We start from the raw sequence: 23,630 nt of genomic DNA, 5'->3' as shown, positions 1-23,630 counted from the left end.
CCTTTTCGGGTACCAGCCGGTAAGAACCGCTGGTAACAACAAGTTGCCGGCCGTAGGGAGACCACCTCATGGCTCGTGTGAGACCCGCGCTCATGGCTCGTGTGAGACCCGCGACAGCGCTCGCGGCGGCTCTGGTCGTGGTGCTCGGAGGGGCGGGTGCGGCGGCGGCCGCGCCCGTGAGTGGGGGAGACGCGAAGGTGGCGGCGAAGGCGGCTGGTACGCCGTTGCCGCCGGAGCTGGAGGAGATCCGGGCGAAGGAGGCGCAGGAGCTCTACGGCAGTCCGGAGGCTCCGCCGTTGGACGAGCGCAAGGCCGGTGTGATCTCGCTCGGGGACAGTGAGATCTCCGGCGAGGGCGTGGGCACGTACGAGCCGGGGACCGACGGGCCCGACAACTGGTGTCACAGGTCGCCGGATGCGGCCGTGCACCGTACGGGCATCGACGTGGACGTCTCGTACAACGTCGCCTGCTCGGGGGCGAGCACCGAGAACATCCGGATCGGCGGCACCAAGCAGTACCCGGATGAGCTGGTGCAGAGCGACAGCCTGGCCATCAAGGCCCGCAACACGCGGCTCAAGCAGATCGAGCTGGTCGTCGGCGCCAACGACGATCTCCAGTTCGGGCCGGTGATGACGGACTGCGTCACGCGCTACCTGACGCTCCAGGGCCGGTGCGAACCCAAGTACGACGCCGGCTGGGACGCCAGGGTCGACGGGCTCGTGCCCAAGGTCGTGGGCACGATCGACGACCTGCGGACGGTGATGCGCGAGGCGGGGTACGCCGACGACGACTACCAGCTCGTCGTCATGGGCTATCCCAGCCCGATCGGCCCCGACGTCAAGGACAATCCGGATTTCCCCGGCAAGTTGATCGGCGGCTGCGTCGGATACACCAGTGACGCCGCCTGGGGCCGCAACACGGCGGTGCCCAAGTTCGAAAAGGGCATCCGCGAGGCCGCGCAGCGCACCGGGGCGAGCTACCTGGACGCCTCCCGGCTCTTCCACGGGCACGAGGTGTGCATGGAGAACACCTGGGCGCGCGGCCTGTACGTGGACCTGTCCAACCCGATCCCGCCGGACGCCAACTCGGTCCGGCAGTCCTTCCACCCGAACGAGCGGGGCCACGGTGCTTTCGCCACGTGCTTCACGAAGATGTACCAGGCCGGCCGGCAAGGTGCCCGTGAAGCCTCCTGCGCCGACCCGCGGGGCGCGGGGAAGCCCCGGCTGTACGAGCTGGCCTGGGACGACGCCTTCGAGCGGCTGCGCAACGAGGACACCGGCACCTGCCTCGACGCGGACGGCGGCCAGAGCACCGTGGGCACCGACGTACGCGGCTGGTCCTGCAAGCCGGGCCAGCGCAACCAGCTGTGGTGGTACGACGCGGAGGGCGAGTCCCTGTACGCGGGGCAGACCCACGACCGGTGCGTGCAGAGCGAGGGCGAGGCCAGGGACGGGGCCGGGCTGGAGCTCGGCAACTGTTCCGACGCCGCCGCCCAGCGGTTCGTGCGGGACGGCGCGACGCTGCGGCCCGCCTCCGACGCCGGGCTGTGCGTGACACTGGCGGGGCTGGAGGACCGCGCGAAGCTCGCGCCCTGCGACGGGTCGGCGGCTCAGCGTTTCTCCAGCTGAGCCACGCGGTAGCCGAGCCACGCGGCAGCTGAGCCACTCGGTAGCTGAACCACGCGATAGCTGAACCGCTGAACCGTGCGGTCAGGCGGCGGCGCCCCTTCTCACTTCCCGGCGCGCCGCCTGGCCGCTTACAGCGTGCCCAGCTTGATCAGGAAGAGCAGGGCGAGGAGCTGGATGGCGCTGGCGCCCAGGGCGCGGGGCCAGGGGAGGTCGTGCGAGCGGCTGACCATCGAGGTGAACAGGAACCCGGCGAGTACCCAGGTCGCCCAGCCGATGACCTGGACCACGGGCGCCGTTCCGCCCAGGAAGAGGGCGAACAGCAGCCGGGGCGCGTCCGTGAGCGACATGATCAGCATGGCGAGCCCGACGGTGGGCTGCCACGCGCCGTCCCCGCCGAACTGGCGGGCCAGCGTGTGGGTGACGGCGCCGAGGATGAGCCCGGCGATGACGACGGCGATGCCGGTCGTCAGCACGTACGGGATGGCCTGCCCGATCGTCGTGTTGATGACGTCCTCGCGGGCCTGGTCGAGGCCGAAGACCGCGAGCAGCCCGTAGACGAAGGTGACGATCAGCGCGGGGCCCCACACCGGGTAGTCGCGCATCTGCCAGAACGTGGCGTGGGGGCGCGTGACGATTCCGGCCAGCAGGTCCTTCCAGTGCAGCCGGGGCCCGGCGGGCGGGGCCGGGGAGTTGCCCGCGTGGTAGGTGGCGCCGTCGCCGTAGTAGCCGCCGGGGCCGCCCTGGGGGCCGTACGGCTCGTTGACGCTGAACGACTGGGTGTGGCCCGGGTTGTTGGCGCGGGGATCCTGCCCGTGCCACCCCTGCGGCGCGCCGGGTCCGCCGGGGCCCGCGGGGGCGCCGTACGGTGCCCCGTGCTGCGGGTAGGGGCGCGGGGGCTGCGGCTGCGGCTCGCCGAAGTACTCGGGCTCGCCGTGTCCTGGGCCGCCGCCCTGCCAGGCGCCCGGTCCCGCACCGGCGCCGGGGCCGTGGCCCTGTTGCGGGTACGGCGGACCCGAGGGGTGCTGCGGGTACTGCCCATGCTGCTGCGCGTCCCGGGAGCCCCGGCCGCGTCCGCTCCTGAATCCAGCCACGTTCTCGAACGTACCCTCTCACGCCGACCGCGTGCGCCACAGCCGGGTGAGATGGCCGGACATCGCTGCTGAGCTGTGACATCCCCTAGGGGGACCCGGTGGTGCCAGGCCCACCCCGGGGTGGAGCGGGGCCCACCAGGGGGTGGAGCCGGAGGGGTGCTCAGCCCTCGGGGAGCTTGATGGCGAAGGTGACGACGGAGCCCTGTTCTGCCGCGTCGGCGACGGTGAGCCGGTCGGTCACCAGTTTGGCCAGCCACAGCCCGCGGCCGCTGGGGGCGCCGTCGAGGCCGGGGAGCAGTTCGGGGATGACGTCCTCGGTGAATCCCGGTCCCGAGTCGGCGACCTCGCACTCCAGCTCGTTGCCCAGGTTGCGCAGGACGAGGCGGCCGCCGCCGCCCGCGTGTTCGACGGCGTTGGTGGCGACGGCGTCGACCGCGACCACGAACTCGCCGCGGCGCGGCTCGCCGAGTCCCGCGGAGGCCGCGCACGCCTCGACCTCGGCCCGGAGCCGCGGCAGGGTGCGGAGGGTGAAGCGGAGCCGGCACAGGAGTTCGGGACTCAGCATGTGTCCCCCTCCTCCCGGCAGCGGCCCGCCCGGTCTTCCCGGCGGCGCCGCCCGCGGCGCGCGCGAAGCCCGCGGCGCCCGTGGCCCGCGCGCCGCCCATGACACTCGTGAGGCCCGTCCTCGGCCCTGGGTTCCGGGGCCTCGCGGTCCGCCACCTGGTGTTCCTCCTCGCGTTCCGGTCCGCTCCGCGAGCGCGCCCGCGCGTGCTACCGCGTACCGCCGCGCCACGTGCGTGCGCGATGAGGCGAGGCTAGGCCCGGCACGCGGCTATGGGTATACCGCGACAGCGGTTTGGCTCGTGTGGTGCGGTAACTGATCGCATTTGACCACGACTTGCCGGAAAACGCGCAATGGCCGGTCCCGTGGGTACGGGACCGGCCATCGGCAGCCGGGAGGGCGAGGCCGGGGCCGACGCGGGGTCGGCGGGCGGACGATACGGGGTCCGGCCACGGCCCCCGCCCCGTCCGCGGACTACTTCGCGGGTTCCGGTTCGGGCTCCGGGTCCGGGTCGGCCGCGGTCTCGCCGTCGTCGGCGGGCGGGTCGGTCGGCGGCGTCCTGACGGAGTCGAGCAGGAGCTGGGCGACGTCGACGACCTGGAGGTTCTCCTTGGCCTTGCCGCCCGTGGCGGAGTCGTCCTCGGCCGCGCCCTTCTTGCCGTTGACGGAGTCGGTGAGCATGACGAGGCAGAACGGGCAGGCCGTGGAGATGATGTCCGGGTTCAGGGACAACGCCTCGTCCACGCGCTCGTTGTTGATGCGCTTGCCGATGCGCTCCTCCATCCACATGCGCGCACCGCCGGCGCCGCAGCAGAAGCCGCGCTCCTTGTGCCGGTGCATCTCCTCGTTCCGCAGGCCCGGCACGCGCCCGATGATCTCGCGCGGAGGCGTGTAGACCTTGTTGTGGCGGCCCAGGTAGCACGGGTCGTGGTAGGTGATCAGCCCCTCGACGGGGGTGACCGGCACGAGCTTGCCCTCGTCGATGAGGTGCTGGAGCAGCTGGGTGTGGTGGATGACCTCGTAGTGGCCGCCCAGCTGCGGGTACTCCTTGGAGAGCGTGTTGAAGCAGTGCGGGCAGGTGGCGACGATCTTCTTCTTCGACGTCTCCACGGTGACGCCCTCGTCCGCGTCCTCACCGAACGCCGCGTTGAGGTTGGCGACGTTCTCCTCGCCCAGCTGCTGGAAGAGGAACTCGTTGCCCAGGCGGCGGGCCGAGTCGCCGGTGCACTTCTCGTCGCCGCCCATGATCGCGAACTTGACGCCCGCGATGTGCAGCAGTTCGGCGAAGGCCTTGGTGGTCTTCTTGGCGCGGTCCTCCAGGGCGCCGGCGCAGCCGACCCAGTACAGGTACTCGACCTCGGTGAGGTCCTCGACCGTCTTGCCGACGATCGGCACCTCGAAGTCGACCTCCTTGGTCCACTCCAGGCGCTGCTTCTTGGCCAGGCCCCAGGGGTTGCCCTTCTTCTCCAGGTTCTTGAGCATCGTCCCGGCCTCGGAGGGGAACGCGGACTCGATCATCACCTGGTAGCGGCGCATGTCGACGATGTGGTCGACGTGCTCGATGTCGACGGGGCACTGCTCGACGCAGGCGCCGCAGGTGGTGCAGGACCACAGGACGTCCGGGTCGATCACGCCGTTCTCTTCGGCCGTACCGATGAGCGGGCGCTCGGCCTCGTCGAGGGCGGAGCGCGGTACGCCGGCGAGCTGCTCGTCGGTGGCCTTCTCCTCGCCCTCCATCGTCTTGCCGCCGCCGGCCAGCAGGTAGGGGGCCTTGGCGTGCGCGTGGTCGCGCAGCGACATGATCAAAAGCTTCGGGGAGAGCGGCTTGCCGGTGTTCCAGGCGGGGCACTGCGACTGGCAGCGGCCGCACTCGGTGCAGGTGGAGAAGTCGAGGATGCCCTTCCAGGAGAAGTCCTCGACCTGGGAGGCGCCGAAGCGGACCTCTTCCTCGTTGTCGTCGTCCAGGGCGGTCTCGAAGTCGATCTCCTTGCCGCCGGACATCATCGGCTGGAGCGCGCCCAGGGCCGTGCCGCCCTGCGCGTCGCGCTTGAACCAGATGTTGAAGAAGGCCAGGAACCGGTGCCAGGCGACACCCATGTTGGTGTTCAGGCTGACCGTGATCATCCAGATCATGGTGGTGCCGAGCTTGATCAGTGCCCACAGGTAGACGAGCGTCTGGAGAGTGCCGACGTCCAGCCCGTCGAACGCGGCGACCAGCGGGTACGAGACGAAGTACGCCGGCTCGTAGCCGTCCACGTGGTGCAGCGCGCCCTCCAGGCCGCGGAGCACGAGGATGGCCAGGCCGATGACGAAGATGACGTACTCGACGAAGTAGGCCTGCCAGGCCTTCGAGCCGGCGAAGCGGGACTTGCGGCCGGCGCGGGAGGGCAGGCTCAGCAGCCGGATCACCATGAGGACGGCGATGCCGACGGTGGTCGCCGCGCCGATGAACTCGATGTACATCTCGTACGGCAGCCAGCCGCCGATGACGGGCAGCGTCCAGTCGGCCTGGAAGAGCTGGCCGTAGGCGTTGATGATCGTCGGCGGGAGGGTGAGGAAGCCGATCGCCACGAACCAGTGGGCGACGCCCACCACGCCCCACCGGTTCATCCTCGTGTGCCCGAGGAACTCCTTGACGAGGGTGGCCGTTCGCTGCTTGGGACTGTCCTTGCGCGTGCCCGCGGGGAGTGGCTGTCCGAGCTTCACGAAGCGGTAGATCTGCGCGACGGCGCGGGCGATGAGCGCAACGCCGACCGCGCTGAGGACCAGCGTGATGACGATGGCGGCGAGTTGCATATCGGCTCCTCGGAGCACGGAGGTTTTTACTAAGCAGTAACTTATCCAGTCCGTATGAGACTACCCACTCGCCGCGGCTTGCCGCACCGCGTGTCCCGGTGATTTGCGTCGCCCCCGGGACAGGGGCGCCGCGCCCCGGCCTTCCGCCCGTTTCCGCGGGGTCCGCCGCGGGCCCGCACCTGCCCGCCGCGCCCCGCGCGCCTTTCCTCGCAGTCGGCCATGCGCGCACCGTAAGCACAAGCATTGAGTCTGCTCGACTCAGGCTTGTTGACGCGTCGGCTTCCGTGAGGCACTCTTGAGCCAGCTTCACTCAAGACGAAAGTCAGCAGACAGCTGGAGGAAACCGAAATGGCACGTGCGGTCGGCATCGACCTGGGTACGACGAACTCCGTCGTCAGTGTTCTCGAGGGCGGTGAGCCCACCGTCATCACCAATGCCGAGGGCGCCAGGACCACGCCGTCCGTCGTGGCCTTCGCGAAGAACGGCGAGGTCCTCGTCGGTGAGGTGGCCAAGCGCCAGGCCGTCACCAACGTCGACCGGACGATCCGGTCGGTCAAGCGCCACATGGGCACCGACTGGAAGGTCGGGATCGACGAGAAGGACTTCAACCCGCAGCAGATCAGCGCGTTCGTGCTGCAGAAGCTGAAGCGGGACGCCGAGTCCTACCTGGGCGAGAAGGTCGCGGACGCCGTCATCACCGTGCCGGCGTACTTCAACGACGCGGAGCGCCAGTCCACCAAGGAGGCCGGCGAGATCGCCGGCCTCAACGTGCTGCGGATCGTCAACGAGCCGACCGCCGCCGCGCTCGCGTACGGCCTGGAGAAGGAGGACCAGACGATCCTGGTCTTCGACCTCGGTGGCGGTACGTTCGACGTCTCGCTGCTGGAGATCGGCGACGGCGTCGTCGAGGTGAAGGCCACCAACGGTGACAACCAGCTCGGTGGTGACGACTGGGACCAGCGCGTCGTCGACTACCTGGTCAAGCAGTTCCAGTCCGGGCACGGCGTGGACCTGTCCAAGGACAAGATGGCTCTCCAGCGCCTCCGCGAGGCCGCGGAGAAGGCGAAGATCGAGCTGTCCTCGTCCACCGAGACGACGATCAACCTGCCCTACATCACGGCGTCCGCCGAGGGCCCGCTGCACCTGGACGAGAAGCTGACGCGCGCCCAGTTCCAGCAGCTGACCCAGGACCTGCTGGAGCGCTGCAAGACGCCGTTCCACAACGTGATCAAGGACGCGGGCATCCAGCTCAGCCAGATCGACCACGTCGTCCTCGTCGGTGGCTCCACCCGGATGCCGGCCGTCGCGGAGCTGGTCAAGGACCTGACCGGCGGCAAGGACGCCAACAAGAGCGTGAACCCGGACGAGGTCGTGGCCATCGGTGCCAGCCTCCAGGCGGGTGTGCTCAAGGGTGAGGTCAAGGACGTCCTGCTGCTGGACGTGACGCCGCTGTCGCTCGGTATCGAGACCAAGGGCGGCATCATGACCAAGCTGATCGAGCGGAACACCACGATTCCGACGAAGCGCTCGGAGACCTTCACGACGGCCGAGGACAACCAGCCGTCGGTGCAGATCCAGGTCTTCCAGGGCGAGCGGGAGATCGCGGCGTACAACAAGAAGCTGGGCATGTTCGAGCTGACGGGGCTGCCGCCGGCGCCGCGCAACGTGCCGCAGATCGAGGTCACCTTCGACATCGACGCGAACGGCATCATGCACGTCTCGGCGAAGGACCTGGGGACGGGCAAGGAGCAGAAGATGCAGGTCACCGGCGGGTCCAGCCTGCCGAAGGACGACATCGAGCGCATGATGCGCGAGGCCGAGCAGTACGCGGAGGAGGACCACAAGCGCCGCGAGGCCGCCGAGACCCGCAACCAGGCCGAGCAGCTGGTCTACACCACCGAGAAGTTCCTCCAGGACAACGAGGAGAAGGTCCCCGCCGACACCAAGTCGGAGGTCGAGACCTCCCTCACCGACCTGAAGGAGAAGCTCAAGGGAGAGGACACCGCGGCCATCCGCGAGGCGTCCGAGAAGGTCGCGGCCACCAGCCAGAAGCTGGGCCAGGCGCTGTACGCCGACGCGCAGCAGGCCCAGGCCGGCGGCGCCGAGGCGGGTGCCGGCGCGGCGGACGCGGGCAAGCCCGAGGGCGGCGCCGAGGATGACGTCGTGGACGCCGAGATCGTCGACGACGAGCAGAAGCCCAAGGGCGGTGCGGCGTGACGGAGGAGACCGCGGGCGCCGGCAAGAAGCCGACGCCCGACGTCCCCGCCGACGCCGGCGAGCAGACGGCAGCCGGGGCCGCCTCCGAGCAGGAGGCGGCCCCCGGGCCGGCGGCCGGGGACGCCCAGACCCTTGAGAACGCAGAGGGCGATGTGAGCGCGCAGGACATGTCCAAGCCCGAGGACACCACCGAGGAGCAGGGCGCCGAAGGCGCCACCGAGGGCGGCGGCAGCGAGCTGGAGGCCGCCCGTAAGGCGCTGGGCGAGCGCACCCAGGACCTCCAGCGGCTCCAGGCGGAGTTCCAGAACTACCGCCGCAGGGTCGACCGGGACCGGGCCGCGGTCAAGGAGATCGCCGTCGCGAACCTGCTGACCGAGCTGCTGCCGGTGCTCGACGACATCGGCCGGGCGAGGGACCACGGCGAGCTGGTCGGCGGCTTCAAGTCGGTCGCCGAGTCGCTGGAGATGGTCGCCGCCAAGATGGGCCTGATGCAGTTCGGCAAGGAGGGCGAGCCCTTCGACCCGACGGTGCACGAGGCGCTGATGCACTCCTACTCTCCGGATGTCACGGAGACGACGTGCGTGCAGATCCTCCAGCCCGGGTATCGGATCGGCGAGCGGACCATCCGTCCCGCACGGGTCGGCGTCGCCGAGCCGCAGCCGGGCGCGTCGGGCGGCAAGAGCGAGGGCGGATCCGACGCCTCGGCAGCAGAAGAGGAGACCGGTGGCCCGGAAGAGGGCTGACCGCGGACGGGAGGAGGGACGTCGAGGATGAGCACCAAGGACTTCATCGAGAAGGACTACTACAAGGTCCTCGGCGTCCCCAAGGACGCCACCGAAGCCGAGATCAAGAAGGCGTACCGCAAGCTGGCGCGGGAGAACCACCCGGACGCCAACGCCGGCGATCCCAAGGCCGAGGAGCGCTTCAAGGACGCCTCCGAGGCGTATGACGTCCTCGGTGACCCCAAGCGGCGCAAGGAGTACGACGAGGCGCGCACCCTCTTCGGCAGCGGCGGGTTCCGGCCCGGCGGCGCCGGCGGCGCCGCCGGCCAGGGCGGCGCGGGCTCGTTCAACTTCGACCTGGGCGACCTGTTCGGCGGCGGCCAGGGCCAGGGCGGCGGCGCGGGAGGACCCGGCGGCTTCGGCGGCGGCCTCGGCGACGTCTTCGGCGGGCTGTTCAACCGCGGCGGCACCGGCACCCGCACCCAGCCGCGGCGCGGCCAGGACATCGAGTCCGAGGTGACGCTCAGCTTCACCGAGGCGGTCGACGGGGCCACGGTCCCGCTGCGGATGTCCTCCTCCGCGGCGTGCAAGGAGTGCGCCGGTACGGGTGACAAGAACGGCACCCCGCGCGTGTGCCCCACCTGTGTGGGCACCGGGCAGGTCTCGCGCGGTACGGGCGGCGGTTTCTCGCTGACCGACCCGTGCGTGGACTGCAAGGGGCGCGGGCTGATCGCGCAGGACCCCTGCGACACCTGCAAGGGCTCGGGGCGTGCCACCAGCTCGCGGACGATGCAGGTCCGCATCCCCGCCGGCGTCAGCGACGGGCAGCGCATCCGGCTGCGCGGCAAGGGCGCACCGGGTGAGCGGGGCGGTCCTGGCGGCGATCTGTACGTCGTCGTGCACGTGGACAAGCACCCGGTGTTCGGGCGCAAGGGAGACAACCTGACGGTCACCGTGCCGGTGACCTTCGCGGAGGCCGCGCTCGGCGGCGAGGTGAAGGTGCCCACGCTCGGCGGCCCGCCCGTCACCCTCAAGGTTCCGGCGGGCACCCCGTCGGGGCGCACGATGCGGGCGCGCGGCAAGGGCGCGGTCCGCAAGGACGGCACCCGGGGCGATCTGCTGGTGACGGTGGAGGTCACGGTGCCGACGGAGCTGGACGACAAGGCGCGGGACGCGCTGGAGACCTTCCAGGACGCCCTCGCGGACGAGGATCCGCGGGCGGCCTTGTTCAAGGCGGCGAAGGGAGACTGAGGTGGACGGCCGGGACGCACGCAGACGGACATTCGCCGCGGGCGGAGCGCGCGCCTCGCGTGCCGCGGCGTACGAGCTGACTGACGAAACCCCGGTCTACGTCATCTCGGTCGCCGCGCAGCTCTCCGGCCTGCACCCGCAGACCCTGCGGCAGTACGACCGGCTGGGTCTGGTCTCGCCCGACCGCACGGCCGGGCGGGGCCGCCGCTACTCGGCCCGCGACATCGAGCTGCTGCGCGAGGTGCAGCGGCTCAGTCAGGACGAGGGCATCAACCTCGCCGGGATCAAACGCATCATCGAGCTGGAGAACCAGGTCACGGCGCTCCAGTCGCGGGTCGCCGAGCTGTCGGCGGCGGTCGAGGGCGCGGCGGCCGCGATGCGGCAGCGGGAGGCGCAGGTGCACGCCTCCTACCGGCGCGACCTCGTGCCGTACGAGGACGTGCGGCAGTCCAGCGCGCTGGTGGTCTGGCGCCCCACGCCCCGCCAGTAGCCCGCCCCCGGGGTGCGGGGGCGGGCGGGGGATTACTTGGCGAAGCCGTAGTTCAGCAGCTTCTTGGCGTCCTTGGTCCGGTTGGCGGACGAGGTGGAGGCCAGGACGGTACCGATCACGGTCTTGCCGTCGCGCTTCGCGGCGAAGACGAGGCAGTACTTGGCCTCGGGGCCCGAGCCGGTCTTGACGCCGAGCGCTCCGGAGTAGCCGCCCAGCAGCGGATTGGTGTTCGTCCAGTTCATGTAGCGGTAGCCGCCGGAGCGGGTGACGGTCTTCTGCTTGGTGGAGCGGGTCTTCACGATCGAGCGGAAGGTGGTGTTCTTCATGGCGTCCCGGGCGAGCTTCGTCAGGTCGCGCGGGGTCGAGTAGTTGCTGCCCTTGCCGATGCCGTCGAACGAGTCGAAGTGCGTGTTCTTCAGGCCGAGGCTCTTGGCCGAGGCGTTCATCTTGCCGATGAAGGACTTCACCCGGGCGGTGCGCGTGGAGCCGCTGCCGAAGGTGTCGGCCAGCGCGTAGGCGGCGTCGCATCCCGAGGGCAGCATCAGCCCGTACAGCAGCTGGCGGACGGTGACCTTGTCGCCGACGATCAACCGCGCCGAGGAGGCGGTGTTGCGGACGATGTAGTCGCTGTAGGCCTTCTGGATGGTGACCTTGCGGTTCAGGTTCAGGTTCTTCTGGGCCAGCACCACGCGGGCCGTCATGATCTTGGTGGTGGATCCGGTGGACCGCCGGGTGTCGGCGGCCTTGGTGTAGAGGCTCTTGCCCGTGCCGCTGTTCATCACGTAACCGCCCTTGGCGGTGACGGACGGTTTCTTCGCCGCGGCGGCCAGGGCCTGCGCCTGTGCCGGTGCGGCGGCGGTCGCCTGTGCGGGCGTCGAGGCCTGGGCGGGGGCGGTGAGGAGGCCGGTGGTCAGCACGGCCCCGGAGGTGAGGGCGACCGTGGCGACACGACGGGTGCCGGCGATGCCGAGTTTCACTGTCAGCTCCATGTGCCGCCACAGGGCGGCTGGTTGGGCGGGATCCGCGGCCGGGAACGGCCGGGAACTAAGTCGGATAGTAGACCGTTTGGCAGCTTGAGTGGAATAGACTCAACTTGTTGCATGCTGTAGATAGCAAGCGCCGGAGGCAGGGCGCCCGAGGCGGCACCGGAGGAGGAACGCACGACAGTGGACGCGGAGCTGACGAACAAGAGCCGGGAAGCGATCAGCGCGGCCAACGACCGCGCGGTGGCCGGCGGCCACCCCGACATCACCCCTGCCCACCTGCTTCTCGCCCTGCTCACGGGCGAGGAGAACGAGAACATCCAGGACCTCATCGCCGCCGTCGAGGCGGACCAGGCGGCACTGCGTTCGGCGGCCGAGAGCCGGCTCGCGGCACTGCCCACCGTCCAGGGCTCGACGGTCAGCAGGCCGCAGGCCGACCGCGACCTGCTCGCCGTCATCTCCGACGCCGCCCAGCGCGCCAAGGAGCTGGGCGACAGCTACGTCTCCACCGAGCACCTGCTGATCGGCCTGGCCGCCAAGGGCGGAGCGACGGCCGACCTGCTGGCGGAGCAGGGCGCCAGTGACAAGAAGCTGCTGGCCGCCTTCCAGGAGCAGCGCGGCAGCCGCCGGGTCACCAATCCCGACCCCGAGGGCACCTACAAGGCGCTGGAGAAGTTCGGCACCGACCTGACGGCCGCGGCCCGCGAGGGCAAGCTGGATCCGGTCATCGGCCGGGACCACGAGATCCGCCGCGTGGTGCAGGTGCTCTCGCGCCGCACCAAGAACAACCCCGTCCTGATCGGCGAGCCCGGCGTCGGCAAGACCGCCGTCGTCGAGGGCCTGGCCCAGCGCGTGATCAAGGGCGATGTGCCCGAGTCGCTGCGGAACAAGCGCCTCGTGGCGCTCGACCTGGGCGCCATGGTGGCCGGCGCGAAGTACCGCGGCGAGTTCGAGGAACGCCTCAAGACCGTCCTCGCGGAGATCAAGGAGAGCGACGGGCAGATCATCACCTTCATCGACGAGCTGCACACCGTCGTCGGCGCGGGCGCGGGCGGCGACTCGGCGATGGACGCGGGCAACATGCTCAAGCCGATGCTGGCCCGCGGCGAGCTGCGCATGGTGGGCGCCACCACGCTGGACGAGTACCGCGAGCGGATCGAGAAGGATCCGGCGCTGGAGCGGCGCTTCCAGCAGGTGCTGGTCGCCGAACCGACGGTGGAGGACTCCATCGCCATCCTGCGCGGCCTCAAGGGGCGCTACGAGGCGCACCACAAGGTGCAGATCTCCGACAGCGCGCTGGTCGCCGCCGCCTCCCTCTCGGACCGCTACATCACCTCGCGCTTCCTGCCCGACAAGGCCATCGACCTGGTCGACGAGGCGGCCTCCCGGCTCCGCATGGAGATCGACTCCTCGCCCGTCGAGATCGACGAGCTCCAGCGCTCCGTCGACCGGCTCAAGATGGAGGAGCTGGCCCTGGACAAGGAGACCGACCCCGCCTCCGTCGAACGCCTGGAGCGGCTGCGCCGCGAGCTGGCCGACAAGGAGGAGGAGCTGCGCGGTCTCACGGCGCGCTGGGAGAAGGAGAAGCAGGGCCTCAACCGGGTCGGTGAGCTCAAGGAGAAGCTCGACGAGCTGCGCGGCCAGGCCGAGCGCGCCCAGCGCGACGGCGACTTCGACGCGGCCTCCAAGCTGCTGTACGGCGAGATCCCCGCGACCGAGCGGGAGCTGGCGGCCGCCACCGAGGAAGAGGAGGAGGCCAAGAAGGCCGAGCAGGAAGCCGCAGCCGGGCCGGGCGACAAGCGGGACAAGATGGTCAAGGAAGAGGTCGGCTCGGACGACATCGCCGACGTCGTCGCCTCCTGGACCGGCATCCCCGCGGGACGTCTGCTGGAGGGCGAGACGCAGAAGCTGCTGCGCATGGAGGACGAGCTGGGCAAGCGGCTGATCGGCCAGGCCGAGGCTGTGCGCGCCGTCTCCGACGCCGTGCGCCGCACCCGCGCCGGCATCGCCGACCCCAACCGCCCCACGGGCTCCTTCCTCTTCCTGGGCCCCACGGGCGTCGGCAAGACGGAGCTGGCCAAGGCGCTCGCCGACTTCCTCTTCGACGACGAGCGGGCCATGGTCCGCATCGACATGAGCGAGTACGGCGAGAAGCACTCGGTGGCCCGCCTCGTCGGCGCGCCTCCCGGCTACGTCGGCTACGAGGAGGGCGGCCAGCTCACCGAGGCGGTACGGCGGCGCCCGTACAGCGTCGTGCTGCTGGACGAGGTCGAGAAGGCGCACCACGACGTCTTCGACGTGCTGCTCCAGGTGCTCGACGACGGGCGGCTCACCGACGGCCAGGGCCGCACGGTCGACTTCCGCAACACGATCCTCATCCTCACCTCCAACCTGGGCAGCCAGCACCTGACCGACCCCCTGGAGAAGGAGGCGGAGAAGCGGGAACAGGTGCTCGCCGCCGTCCGGGCCGCCTTCCGCCCCGAATTCCTCAACCGCCTCGACGACCTGGTCGTCTTCTCCGCCCTCGCCGGGGACGAGCTGCGGCGCATCGCGCAGCTCCAGGTCGACGCGTTGCAGGCCCGGCTGGCCGAGCGCCGCCTGACGCTGGACGTCACCCCCGCGGCGCTCGACTGGCTGGCCGCCGAGGGCAACGACCCCGCCTACGGGGCCCGGCCCCTGCGCCGCCTCGTCCAGACCGCCATCGGCGACCAGCTCGCGAGGGAGATCCTCGCGGGGGACGTCCGCGACGGTGACGTGGTCCGGGTGGACCACGTCGAAGGCTGGGACGGCTTGGCGGTCGGCTCCGCCGGCTAGTCCCCTTCCCTGCACTCCTCAATCGCCGGAGAGGCTGATTCCAGCCCCTCCGGCGATTGAGGGGCGGGGGTCTGGGTTGGGGGTCCCCCCGGACGGAGTCTGGGGGAGGAGCCCCCAGGAAACGGTGAAGGGGCGGGACCGGGGCCAAACAGGGGGCCGACCTTCCAGGGTTGTCATCGCGGGGGGCCCGTGCGGGAGGATGGCCGAAGCCGTATGAAGGGAAACACCCACGTGAGCATCGACCCGTCCTCGATTCCGAACTTCGGGGGCCAGCCCGAGGAGCCGGAGGGATCTGGTCCCACCGGTCCGATCCTCCCCGACCAGGACCTCGTCAAGCAGCTGCTGGACCAGATGGAGCTGAAGTACGTCGTCGACGACGAGGGAGACCTCGCGGCGCCGTGGGAGGAGTTCCGCACCTATTTCATGTTCCGCGGTGAGGCGGAGCAGCAGGTGTTCTCGGTCCGTACGTTCTACGACCGGCAGCACTCCATCGAGGACAAGCCCAAGCTCCTCGAGGCGATCGACGACTGGAACCGGCGCACGCTGTGGCCGAAGGTCTACAGCCACACCCACGACGACGGCAGTGTCCGCCTGATCGGCGAGGCACAGATGCTGATCGGTACGGGGGTCTCGCTGGAGCACTTCGTCTCCAGCACCGTCAGCTGGGTGCGGGCCTCCATCGAGTTCGACAAGTGGCTGGTGGAGCAGTTCGGCCTGGAGAAGGAGATCGACTCCTCCGAGGGCGACGGTGAGGGCGAGGGCTCCTAGCCCGAGCGCCGTCCCCACCACGGCCGCGGTACGAGGGCCGGGGCGCACGCCCGTACGGCGCGCGCCCCGGCCCTCGTGCGGCTGTGGGTCCCTCGCCGGCGGGCGCCACCCCTGACACCTGTCAGGTACCGGGTGCTCGCCGTTGTGGGAAGACTCGTCGCCAGCAGCGGAGGACCACCGCGCACACGGGGGAAGACGGCCGGACCACGGGGGACCGGCTGACGGGGGAGGGCGGCCGGCCGACGGGGGACGGCCGCCCCTCTCCGTTCTCGCCTTCCGCCTCCGTCCCGCTCAGTTCCCGGAGAGCCCGGCGTGCCCTTGGAGCCGCCTGACCGCTTCCGTCAGGACGTCCTCCCTCTTGCAGAAGGCGAAGCGCACGTAGGGCGCGCCGGCGGGTTCGTGGTCGTAGAAGACCTGGGTGGGCACCGCGACCACGCCCACCCGTTCGGGGAGGGACAGGCAGAAGTTGATGCCGTCGGTGGCGCCGAGGGGGCGGATGTCGGTGGTGATGAAGTAGGTGCCCGCCGGGGCGAAGACGCCGAATCCGGCTTCGCGCAGCCCGGCGGCGAGCAGGTCGCGGCGGGCGCGCAGTCCGTCCCGCAGGCCGGTGTAGTAGTCGTCCGAGAGGGCCAGGGCCTCGGCGACGGCGTACTGGAAGGGCCCGGCGGACACGTACGTCAGGTACTGCTTGGCCGAGCGCACGGCGGTCACCAGAGCGGGGGTGCCGGTGACCCAGCCCACCTTCCACCCCGTCAGCGCGAACGTCTTCCCGCTCGAAGAGAGCGTCACCGTGCGCTCGCGCATGCCGGGGAAGCCCGCGAGCGGGTGGTGGGCGCCGTCGAAGACGAGGTGTTCGTAGACCTCGTCGGTGACGGCGAGCAGGTCGCGCTCGACGCACAGCTCGGCGACGGCGGCCAGCTCGTCGCGGGTCAGGACGGTGCCGGTGGGGTTGTGCGGGGTGTTGAGGAGGATGAGGCGGGTGCGTTCGGTGACCGCGTCGCGCAGCTCGTCCAGGTCGAGGCGGTACGTTCCCGAGGCGGCGTCGGGGCGCAGGGTGACCGGCACCCGGGTGCCGCCCGCCATGGCGATGGAGGCGGCGTAGGAGTCGTAGTACGGCTCCAGCGCGATCACCTCGTCACCGGGTTCGACGAGGGCGAGCAGCGAGGCCGCGATGGCCTCGGTCGCCCCCGCGGTGACCAGCACCTCGGTGTCGGGGTCGTAGCGCAGCCCGTAGAAGCGGTGCTGGTGTTCGGCCACGGCCCGGCGCAGCTCGGGGATGCCGGGTCCCGGCGGATACTGGTTGCCCCGCCCGTCCCGTACGGCGCGCACCGCGGCCTCCCGGACGGCTTCGGGGCCGTCGGTGTCGGGAAAGCCCTGGCCGAGGTTGATCGCGCCGGTCCGTACGGCGAGCGCGGACATCTCGGCGAAGATGGTCGTGCCGAACTCGGCGAGGCGGCGGTTGAGCAGCGGACGCCCGCCCGGGGCAGCAGCGTGGCCAGCAGTCATGGCCGTCATCCTCCGGCAAGCTCTGGTCTTCCTCAACTCCGCTTCGCCCGCGTTCCCCTTCGGCAGGAGATGCCGGAGTGCGCACGATCTGCGGCGGGCGGCGGGGCAGAGCAGCTCCTGTGGTGCTGCAGCCGTGGGCGACGGCACGGCGGGCGGCGACGGCCCCTCCGGCGGTGACCGCCCCTCGTGCGGCGGAAGTTCGTCGTGCGGCGGTGGTTCCTCCTGCGGTGGCGGAGGGGGTGGCCGCGGTGGTGGAGGGGGCGGTGGCTGACCGTCGGCCGGGCGGGGCCGACCCGTCGGCGGGGCAAGAAAGGAACACCTGACCTGTTCTATACCTATGGGATGGAAATCTGGAGAACATGGGTAAAAGCGCTGAGGACGCAGCGCATTCCGTGATTCGGTGAATCGTGAACTGTCGTCCCCGAACACTTCCGGGCTGTCCTGCCCGGTGGTGTCGGGTGATCGAGGGGTGGGCCGGCCCACCCTCCCTGCGTGTTTGCGGAGCCGACGCATGCTCACCACCCTGAAGACCGCCTTCACCGACACCCGCGCACACGAACTCGCCTGGGCGCTCGGCCGCGAGCCCCTGCCCGCGCTCGCCTGCATGGACGTCGAACTGAGCGGAGTCCACGTGCAGTTGAGGCTGCTCGGAGCCTCGCACCAGGTGCTGCTCGACGAGGAGTACGGCAGCTTTTCCGAGACGGTCGCCTGCCTGCCCGGCAGCACCGCTCCCCTCCCGCTGGGTGTCTCCAAGCACTTCGGTGCCTGGGAGTACGAGTTCGCGGCGCGGGTCGAACGGCTCTCGCCCGGCTCGTTCGCGGGGCGCGCGCAGGAGTTGCTCGCGCTGGTCGCCGAGCATCCGCACGGGCTGGCGGGCACCTTCCCCGGCGATCCGTGCGCGTTCACCGCGCTGCTCGTCCAGCGCCACGAGGGGCAGATCCGCTGGCGGACCTGGCACGCCTATCCGCAGGAGGGGTCGCTGGTGGCCACCCGCACCCGTGTGGCCACCAGCGAGCTCGCCGGAAGAGGGGTGGACTGTTCGGGATTGAACGCCGTGGAAGCACCCATGTGAGTGACGGATGGTGTTCGGCGTGTGACGTAACGTGCCTTCATGATCGACCGTTCCCCGCCCGGCGCCCGGACCACCGCGAGCAGTGCGCGGCTGCCCGTCGCCGCCGGGCTCGGACGCGGATTCGTCCTCGCCTCGGTCTTCGTCTGCGCGGCCTGCGGGCTCGTCTACGAACTCGAACTGGTCGCCGTGGCCTCCTCGCTCGTCGGGGACTCGGTCACCCAGGCCTCCGTCGTGCTGTCCGTCATGGTCTTCGCGATGGGGGTCGGCTCGCTGCTCGCCAAGCGGCTGCCCTGCCACGCCGCCGCCGGCTTCGGCTACGTGGAGGCGCTGCTCGCACTCGCCGGCGGCGGCTCGGCGATGGCGCTGTACGCCTGCTTCTCCTGGCTGGGCGAAGCCCGCATCGCGCTCGTCGCCATCTCCTTCACCATCGGGGTGCTGATCGGCGCCGAGATGCCGCTGCTGATGACGCTCATCCAGCGCATCCGCCAGCAGGACGCGGGCGGCGCGCTCGCCGACCTGTTCGCCGCCGACTACGTGGGGGCGCTCGTCGGCGGGCTCACCTTCCCCTTCCTGCTGCTGCCGCTCTTCGGACAGTTGACCGGCGCGCTGCTCACCGGCGTCGTCAACGTGCTGGCCGGCGGCCTGGTCGTCCAGTGGCTCTTCCGCCACGACCTGCCCACCAGGGTGCGGTGGCGGCTGCTGGGCGCCAACGGCTGCGTCCTGGCGCTGCTGTTGTGCGGCACGGCGTTCGTCGCCCCCTTCGAACGCGCCGCGCGGCAGGCCGTCTACGGCGGTGACGTGCGGGTCGCCGTCCGCTCCGGCGAACAGGAACTCGTGCTGACCGGCGGCGCCACCCGCGCCGCCTGGCCCGACGCGGGCGAACTGCGGCTCTTCCGGGACGGCCGGCTGGCCGTCCGCGGGCCACGCGCCCGCGAGCGCCACGAGGCGCTCGCGGGACCCGCCATGGAGAGCGGACCGCACGGGCGGGTGCTGGTCCTCGGCGGCGGCGACGGGCTCAGTGCGCGGGAGGTGCTGCACCACACTGGCGTGGAGCGGGTCACCGTCGTCGAGCCCGACTCCGCGCTCGTCCGGCTGGCCCGGCGCGATCCCGGGCTGCTGGCCCTCAACGACGGGGCGCTGGACGACCCGCGGGTCCGCGTGGTGACCGTCGACGCCTTCGACTGGCTGCGCGACCGCGCCGCCTCCGGCAGGCTCCCCTACGACGTGATCGTCGCCGCGCTGCCCGCCCCCTCCGACGCCGCCACCAGCAAGCTGTACTCGCAGGAGTTCTACGGGCTGGCCGCCCGCGCGCTGTCCGCCGAGGGCCGGCTCGCCGTCCGGGCCGGCTCGCCCGACGCGGACCCGCACGCGTTTTGGACCGTCGACGCCACGCTGCGCGCCGCGGGCCTGACGACGTGCCCGTACGCGCGCGAGGCCGAGGACCGCGGCTACCTGCTGGCCCGGCGGGCCGGCGGCCCGTCCGGGCCCGCGTCCGAAGCCGTGCCCCGGCGGTGCGGTCCGCCGGGGGGACGCTTCACCGCCGGGGCGCGGCTCGCCGAACGCGCCGACGGCGAAGAACTGCCGCCCTCCACGCTGATGCACCCCCGCTATCCGGGCTGACGCACCCGCGCCGCCCGGCGTGGGCCGCGTGGCCGGGCGGTCCGAGGGACGCGCCCGTCAGGCGGGAGAACCTCCTGCGGAGGAGCGAACAGGGGAAAGATCCGGCGCAGTCATATGTGCCGCGGACCGAGGGGTAATAGGCTCCGCCCCATGGAGCACGAGGTGTACGTTCCTTTTTCCGTCGGCTCTGTACGGGCCGCACTGGCCGACAGCGCGCGCGTCGCCCGCTGCGTCCCCGGGTTGCAGCCGGAACGCCCGGAGGACGCCGGGTCGTCCACGGGCGGGGACGCCGGGTCGTCCACGGGCGAGGGTGCCACCCAGCGGGTGGCGGGCCGGCTGAAGGTGCGGATCGGCGGCTCGACCATCACCTACCGCGGCTCTGTCTCGCTCACCCCGCACGCCTCCACCGGCACCGCCGCGGCGCTCGACGGGCTGGAGCGGCTGGAGGTGGAGGGCAGCGGCAGCGAGGCGCGGGGCGAGGGCACCGTCGAACTCGCGCTGAGCGTCGAACCCCGTGCGGCCGATGACGGCGAGGGCACGGCGCTGGTGTGTGTCGGCACCGTGACCGGCACCGGGCGGCTGGCCGGGATCGAGGAGAAGACCGCCTCGTCGGCGGGCGTCAGGATGCTGGATCGTTTCGCCGCGGCGCTCGGCGACAGCATCCGTGACGAGCCGCCACCGGGCAGCCCGGAGGCCGAGGCCGCGGGTGGTGCGGGCGCCGTGTCCGCCGGGGACGGTGGTCCTGGCGGGGGCGCGGAGGAGGACGTGCGGCCCGTCGCGGGCGGTATCGGGGCCCCCGACGACAACGAGCGCGCCATTCCCGGCATCCCGGAGCCGGAGGCCGAGCCCGATCGTGCTTCCGGCCGCGCCGCGCGTGAGGACGAGGCGGAGGCGACGCCGTTGTTCGAGACCGAGATTCCGCCGTCCTCCCTCGGTCGCGACGACGAGGACGAGGCCGCACTGGCCCCGGGCGACGGCGCACCCTCCGGTTCGGGCGCGCTCGGCGCCGAAGCGGCGCACGCCCGGCGCACGATGATCGGGCGCAGCGCGGAGGAGGTCGACCACGCCCCACCGCGCGGGAGGTACGCGCCCGTACCCTCTCCGGAGCCGAACTCCGCCACCGAGACCCTCCGCTGGGCGGCGCCCGCGGCCGCCGTCGCGGTCGCCGGCGCCGTGGTCATCGGCCGGGTCTTGCGGCGGCGCCGTTGAAACCGCCGTTATGGTCGCTGTTATGACTGATCTGCCCACCCCCGCAGAAGCCACGACCGTCGTGCTCAGCGCCCATGGGACCGAGGTGACGATCGAACCCCAGCACGGGTGCCGGCTCGCCTCCCTCCGGGTGGGCGGCACGGAACTCCTGCGCCAAGGGCCGAAATTCGGCTCCTTCGTCATGGCGCCCTGGTGCGGACGCACCGCGCAGGGCCGTTTCCGCAACGGCGGGGAGATGTTCCAACTCCCCGTCGACGGGGGCACCTCCCGGCCGGAGGCCGGGGGAGGGCCGCACGCCATCCACGGCACCGTGCGGGACGCCGCGTGGCAGCAGGCGCCGGGCGCCACCGGGACGAAGGCCGCCTTCACCTACGACCTCACCGACCCCTGGCCCTGGGAGGGCCGCGCCACCCAGGTCGTCGAGCTCAGCGACGACGGCGCCGCGCTCACGCTGAAACTCGCCGTCGAGACCTTCGACGTCTCCTTTCCCGCCCAGGCGGGATGGCACCCGTGGTTCCTGCGCAACCTCGGCCAGGGCGGCGAGGACGTGCGGCTCGACTTCTCGCCCGAGTGGCAGGAGGAGCGCGGCGAGGACCACATCCCCACCGGCAAGCGCGTCGAGCCGCGCCCCGGGCCGTGGGACGACTGCTTCGGGATGCCCGGCGGGGTCGACGTGCGGCTCACCTGGCCCGGTGAGCTGGAGCTGGGGATCTCCTCCCGGGCCGAGTACGTCGTCGTCTTCGACGAGCCCGATGACTACGTGTGCGTCGAGCCGCAGAGTGGGCCGCCCAACGGGTTGAACTCCCATCCCCGGCAGGTGACGCCGATCGATCCGTTGGAGCTCACCACTACGTGGTCCTTCACCCGGTTGTGACACCCCCCTGTCTCTGAGTGGGGCTGCGCCCCTCCCCCCCCCGACATGGTCTACCTCTTCTTTCGTGAGGGTGCCCTCGGCCGTGGTCGGGGGGAACATAGGCTGGGGTCTCATGGATGAGACGCGGGACGTGCTGCTGCGGCAGATCAAGGACAAGGCCGTGGTGCACGGCAGGGTGACGCTCTCCTCGGGTGCGGAGGCCGACTTCTACGTCGACCTGCGCCGTATCACCCTGGACGGCGAGTCCGCACCGCTGGCGGGCCAGGTGATGCTGGACGTGACGGCGGAGCTGGACTTCGACGCCGTGGGCGGTCTGACGCTGGGCGCCGACCCGGTCGCGTCGGCGATGATGCACGCGGCGGCGGCCCGCGGGCGGCGGCTGGACGCGTTCGTCGTCCGCAAGGCGGGCAAGCAGCACGGGCTGCAGCGCCGGATCGAGGGCCCGGACGTGGCGGGCCGGCGGGTGCTGATCGTCGAGGACACGTCGACGACGGGGAACTCGCCGCTGACCGCGGTGGAGGCGGCGCGCCAGGCGGGTGCGGAGGTGGTCGCGGTGGCGACCATCGTGGAGCGGGGCGCTGCCGCGGCCATGGAGCGCGCGGGGGTCCCGTACGTATACGCGTTCGATTTGCAGGATCTCGAGCTCGGTTGACGTCTCCGGATGTTTCACGTGGAACATCCGCGCGTCACCCTCTTGGAGCAACGGCTTAGTGAACTCGTGAACACCCGCGTCGGGAGCACCCGGGCCCGTCTGGGAGGATGGGCCCGACGATGAAGTCGCCGTTGACGTTCCGTTGATCCGCAGCCGGATACCACGCACACCCCGAGGAGCGGTCTGATGCCCATCGCAACCCCCGACGTCTACACCGAGATGCTCGATCGGGCGAAGGAAGGCACGTTCGCCTACCCCGCCATCAACGTCACCTCGACGCAGACGCTGCACGCCGCGCTGCGCGGCTTCGCCGAGGCGGAGAGCGACGGCATCGTGCAGATCTCGACGGGCGGGGCCGAGTTCCTGGGCGGCCAGTACAGCAAGGACATGGTCAGCGGCGCGGTGGCGCTCGCCGAGTTCGCCCACATCGTCGCGAAGAAGTACCCGGTCAACGTCGCCCTGCACACCGACCACTGCCCCAAGGACAAGCTCGACGGCTACGTCCGTCCGCTGATCGCGGTCTCCAGGGAGCGCGTCGAGCGCGGGGAGAACCCGCTGTTCCAGTCGCACATGTGGGACGGCTCGGCCGAGACGCTCAAGGACAACCTGGAGATCGGCCAGGAGCTGCTGGCCGAGGCCGCCGCCGCGAAGATCATTCTCGAGGTCGAGATCACCCCGACCGGTGGCGAGGAGGACGGCGTCACCCACGAGATCAACGACGAGCTGTACACCACGGTCGAGGACGCGGTGCGCACGGCCGAGGCGCTGGGTCTGGGCGAGAAGGGCCGCTACCTGCTGGCCGCCTCGTTCGGCAACGTGCACGGCGTCTACAAGCCGGGCAATGTGGTGCTCCGCCCCGAGCTGCTCAAGGACCTCCAGGCGGGCGTCGCCGAGAAGTTCCAGAAGCCGGCGGGGAGCCGTCCGTTCGACTTCGTCTTCCACGGTGGCTCCGGCTCGACGGAGGAGGAGATCGCCACCGCGCTGCAGAACGGCGTCGTGAAGATGAACCTCGACACCGACACCCAGTACGCCTTCACCCGCCCCGTCGCCGCGCACATGTTCGCGAACTACGACGGTGTGCTGAAGGTGGACGGCGAGGTCGGCAACAAGAAGGTGTACGACCCGCGCAGCTGGGGCAAGGCCGCCGAGAAGGGGATGGCCGAGCGCGTGCAGACCGCCTGCGCCAACCTGCGCTCCACCGGCACCCGCCTGAAGTGACCCGCCCCTGAGCGACCGCGTGCCGTGGTGCCGTGGTGTCGCAAGAGGGGCTCTCGGCCCGGGCCCGCCCCCTGGCAGGGGGCGGGCCCGGGCTTTTCGCTATGCATCCGTAACCCGCTGACCATTGTGTTCGCCCCTGTGCCGCCCCGCAGACTGG

General features: G+C 71.2%; 18 protein-coding genes. 13 read left to right on the top strand and 5 right to left on the bottom strand.

Annotated elements, in window-relative coordinates; all coding sequences use genetic code 11:
- Positions 1-92: 92 nt before the first annotated feature.
- On the top strand, positions 93-1,628 hold the full coding sequence (locus DTL70_RS13970; RefSeq protein WP_114022213.1) for a ricin-type beta-trefoil lectin domain protein: 1,536 nt from the start codon (positions 93-95) through the stop codon (positions 1,626-1,628).
- Between the two features lie 128 nt (positions 1,629-1,756).
- Here DTL70_RS13970 and DTL70_RS13965 read toward each other — a convergent pair whose 3' ends face one another.
- The 3 genes from DTL70_RS13965 to DTL70_RS13955 all read right to left on the bottom strand — a co-directional run bounded on the left by DTL70_RS13965 (position 1,757) and on the right by DTL70_RS13955 (position 6,077).
- Positions 1,757-2,719 carry a Yip1 family protein gene (locus DTL70_RS13965; protein ID WP_114022212.1) on the bottom strand — a complete coding sequence of 321 codons (963 nt, stop codon included), beginning with the start codon at positions 2,717-2,719 and terminating at the stop codon, positions 1,757-1,759.
- 160 nt (positions 2,720-2,879) lie between these two features.
- Positions 2,880-3,284: an ATP-binding protein gene (locus DTL70_RS13960; RefSeq protein ID WP_114022211.1), complete on the bottom strand. Its 405-nt coding sequence runs from the start codon at positions 3,282-3,284 to the stop codon at positions 2,880-2,882.
- Between the two features lie 471 nt (positions 3,285-3,755).
- Positions 3,756-6,077 carry a (Fe-S)-binding protein gene (locus DTL70_RS13955; RefSeq protein ID WP_114022210.1) on the bottom strand — a complete coding sequence of 774 codons (2,322 nt, stop codon included), beginning with the start codon at positions 6,075-6,077 and terminating at the stop codon, positions 3,756-3,758.
- Positions 6,078-6,425: 348 nt separating this feature from the next.
- Here DTL70_RS13955 and dnaK point away from each other — a divergent pair, with 348 nt between their 5' ends.
- From dnaK to DTL70_RS13935, 4 genes are read left to right on the top strand one after another with little or no spacing between them, the layout of a single operon-like run.
- Positions 6,426-8,294, top strand: a complete 1,869-nt coding sequence (dnaK, locus tag DTL70_RS13950) for a molecular chaperone DnaK (protein WP_114022209.1) — start codon at positions 6,426-6,428, stop codon at positions 8,292-8,294.
- On the top strand, positions 8,291-9,037 hold the full coding sequence (grpE, locus tag DTL70_RS13945) for a nucleotide exchange factor GrpE (protein ID WP_114022208.1): 747 nt from the start codon (positions 8,291-8,293) through the stop codon (positions 9,035-9,037). Before dnaK ends, grpE begins: the two co-directional genes overlap by 4 nt.
- A 27-nt stretch (positions 9,038-9,064) precedes the next feature.
- Positions 9,065-10,267, top strand: a complete 1,203-nt coding sequence (gene dnaJ, locus DTL70_RS13940) for a molecular chaperone DnaJ (RefSeq protein WP_114022207.1) — start codon at positions 9,065-9,067, stop codon at positions 10,265-10,267.
- 1 nt (position 10,268) lies between these two features.
- Positions 10,269-10,757, top strand: coding sequence for a heat shock protein transcriptional repressor HspR (locus DTL70_RS13935; protein WP_423835459.1), 489 nt, complete (start codon positions 10,269-10,271; stop codon positions 10,755-10,757).
- A 32-nt stretch (positions 10,758-10,789) separates the two neighbouring features.
- Here DTL70_RS13935 and DTL70_RS13930 read toward each other — a convergent pair whose 3' ends face one another.
- Positions 10,790-11,734 (bottom strand): D-alanyl-D-alanine carboxypeptidase family protein, encoded by a 945-nt coding sequence (locus DTL70_RS13930; RefSeq protein WP_114022206.1) that lies wholly within the window; start codon positions 11,732-11,734, stop codon positions 10,790-10,792.
- A 189-nt stretch (positions 11,735-11,923) separates the two neighbouring features.
- Between DTL70_RS13930 and clpB the strand changes: the two genes are divergently transcribed.
- Positions 11,924-14,554: an ATP-dependent chaperone ClpB gene (gene clpB / locus DTL70_RS13925; RefSeq protein WP_114022205.1), complete on the top strand. Its 2,631-nt coding sequence runs from the start codon at positions 11,924-11,926 to the stop codon at positions 14,552-14,554.
- A 231-nt stretch (positions 14,555-14,785) separates the two neighbouring features.
- Entirely contained in the window at positions 14,786-15,322 is a 537-nt protein-coding gene (locus DTL70_RS13920) for a type III secretion system chaperone family protein (RefSeq protein WP_114022268.1), read from the top strand.
- A gap of 291 nt (positions 15,323-15,613) precedes the next feature.
- Here the strand turns inward: DTL70_RS13920 and DTL70_RS13915 are convergent, their stop codons facing one another.
- A complete protein-coding gene (locus tag DTL70_RS13915; RefSeq protein ID WP_114022204.1) occupies positions 15,614-16,828 on the bottom strand; it encodes a pyridoxal phosphate-dependent aminotransferase in 1,215 nt (404 codons plus the stop codon).
- 511 nt (positions 16,829-17,339) lie between these two features.
- Here DTL70_RS13915 and DTL70_RS13905 point away from each other — a divergent pair.
- From DTL70_RS13905 to fbaA, 6 genes are all read left to right on the top strand, one after another.
- Positions 17,340-17,900 (top strand): DUF2617 family protein, encoded by a 561-nt coding sequence (locus DTL70_RS13905; RefSeq protein ID WP_114022203.1) that lies wholly within the window; start codon positions 17,340-17,342, stop codon positions 17,898-17,900.
- Positions 17,901-17,939: 39 nt separating this feature from the next.
- Positions 17,940-19,520, top strand: coding sequence for a polyamine aminopropyltransferase (locus tag DTL70_RS13900; RefSeq protein WP_114022202.1), 1,581 nt, complete (start codon positions 17,940-17,942; stop codon positions 19,518-19,520).
- 150 nt (positions 19,521-19,670) lie between these two features.
- Positions 19,671-20,729: an SRPBCC family protein gene (locus DTL70_RS13895; RefSeq protein ID WP_114022201.1), complete on the top strand. Its 1,059-nt coding sequence runs from the start codon at positions 19,671-19,673 to the stop codon at positions 20,727-20,729.
- Positions 20,730-20,751: 22 nt separating this feature from the next.
- Positions 20,752-21,603 (top strand): aldose epimerase family protein, encoded by an 852-nt coding sequence (locus DTL70_RS13890; RefSeq protein WP_114022200.1) that lies wholly within the window; start codon positions 20,752-20,754, stop codon positions 21,601-21,603.
- 112 nt (positions 21,604-21,715) lie between these two features.
- Positions 21,716-22,255 (top strand): orotate phosphoribosyltransferase, encoded by a 540-nt coding sequence (gene pyrE, locus DTL70_RS13885; protein ID WP_114022199.1) that lies wholly within the window; start codon positions 21,716-21,718, stop codon positions 22,253-22,255.
- A gap of 186 nt (positions 22,256-22,441) precedes the next feature.
- Positions 22,442-23,473 (top strand): class II fructose-bisphosphate aldolase, encoded by a 1,032-nt coding sequence (gene fbaA / locus DTL70_RS13880; protein ID WP_114022198.1) that lies wholly within the window; start codon positions 22,442-22,444, stop codon positions 23,471-23,473.
- Positions 23,474-23,630: the final 157 nt, after the last annotated feature.

Origin of the sequence: Streptomyces diacarni (genome assembly GCF_003323715.1) — a bacterium.
In the GTDB taxonomy this organism is placed as follows: Bacteria; Actinomycetota; Actinomycetes; order Streptomycetales; family Streptomycetaceae; genus Streptomyces; species Streptomyces diacarni.
Note: the sequence above shows the minus strand (reverse complement) of the source record. Positions and strands in the feature narration are given on the sequence as shown.

Excerpts from the sequence above, each read along its gene's own strand:
- DTL70_RS13970 (WP_114022213.1), top strand. The coding sequence starts at position 93 with ATGGCTCGTGTGAGACCCGCGACAGCGCTCGCGGCGGCTCTGGTCGTG.
- DTL70_RS13960 (WP_114022211.1), bottom strand. The coding sequence starts at position 3,284 with ATGCTGAGTCCCGAACTCCTGTGCCGGCTCCGCTTCACCCTCCGCACC.
- DTL70_RS13955 (WP_114022210.1), bottom strand. The coding sequence starts at position 6,077 with ATGCAACTCGCCGCCATCGTCATCACGCTGGTCCTCAGCGCGGTCGGC.
- dnaK (WP_114022209.1), top strand. The coding sequence starts at position 6,426 with ATGGCACGTGCGGTCGGCATCGACCTGGGTACGACGAACTCCGTCGTC.
- dnaJ (WP_114022207.1), top strand. The coding sequence starts at position 9,065 with ATGAGCACCAAGGACTTCATCGAGAAGGACTACTACAAGGTCCTCGGC.
- DTL70_RS13915 (WP_114022204.1), bottom strand. The coding sequence starts at position 16,828 with ATGACTGCTGGCCACGCTGCTGCCCCGGGCGGGCGTCCGCTGCTCAAC.
- DTL70_RS13905 (WP_114022203.1), top strand. The coding sequence starts at position 17,340 with ATGCTCACCACCCTGAAGACCGCCTTCACCGACACCCGCGCACACGAA.
- DTL70_RS13900 (WP_114022202.1), top strand. The coding sequence starts at position 17,940 with ATGATCGACCGTTCCCCGCCCGGCGCCCGGACCACCGCGAGCAGTGCG.
- DTL70_RS13895 (WP_114022201.1), top strand. The coding sequence starts at position 19,671 with ATGGAGCACGAGGTGTACGTTCCTTTTTCCGTCGGCTCTGTACGGGCC.
- DTL70_RS13890 (WP_114022200.1), top strand. The coding sequence starts at position 20,752 with ATGACTGATCTGCCCACCCCCGCAGAAGCCACGACCGTCGTGCTCAGC.
- pyrE (WP_114022199.1), top strand. The coding sequence starts at position 21,716 with ATGGATGAGACGCGGGACGTGCTGCTGCGGCAGATCAAGGACAAGGCC.
- fbaA (WP_114022198.1), top strand. The coding sequence starts at position 22,442 with ATGCCCATCGCAACCCCCGACGTCTACACCGAGATGCTCGATCGGGCG.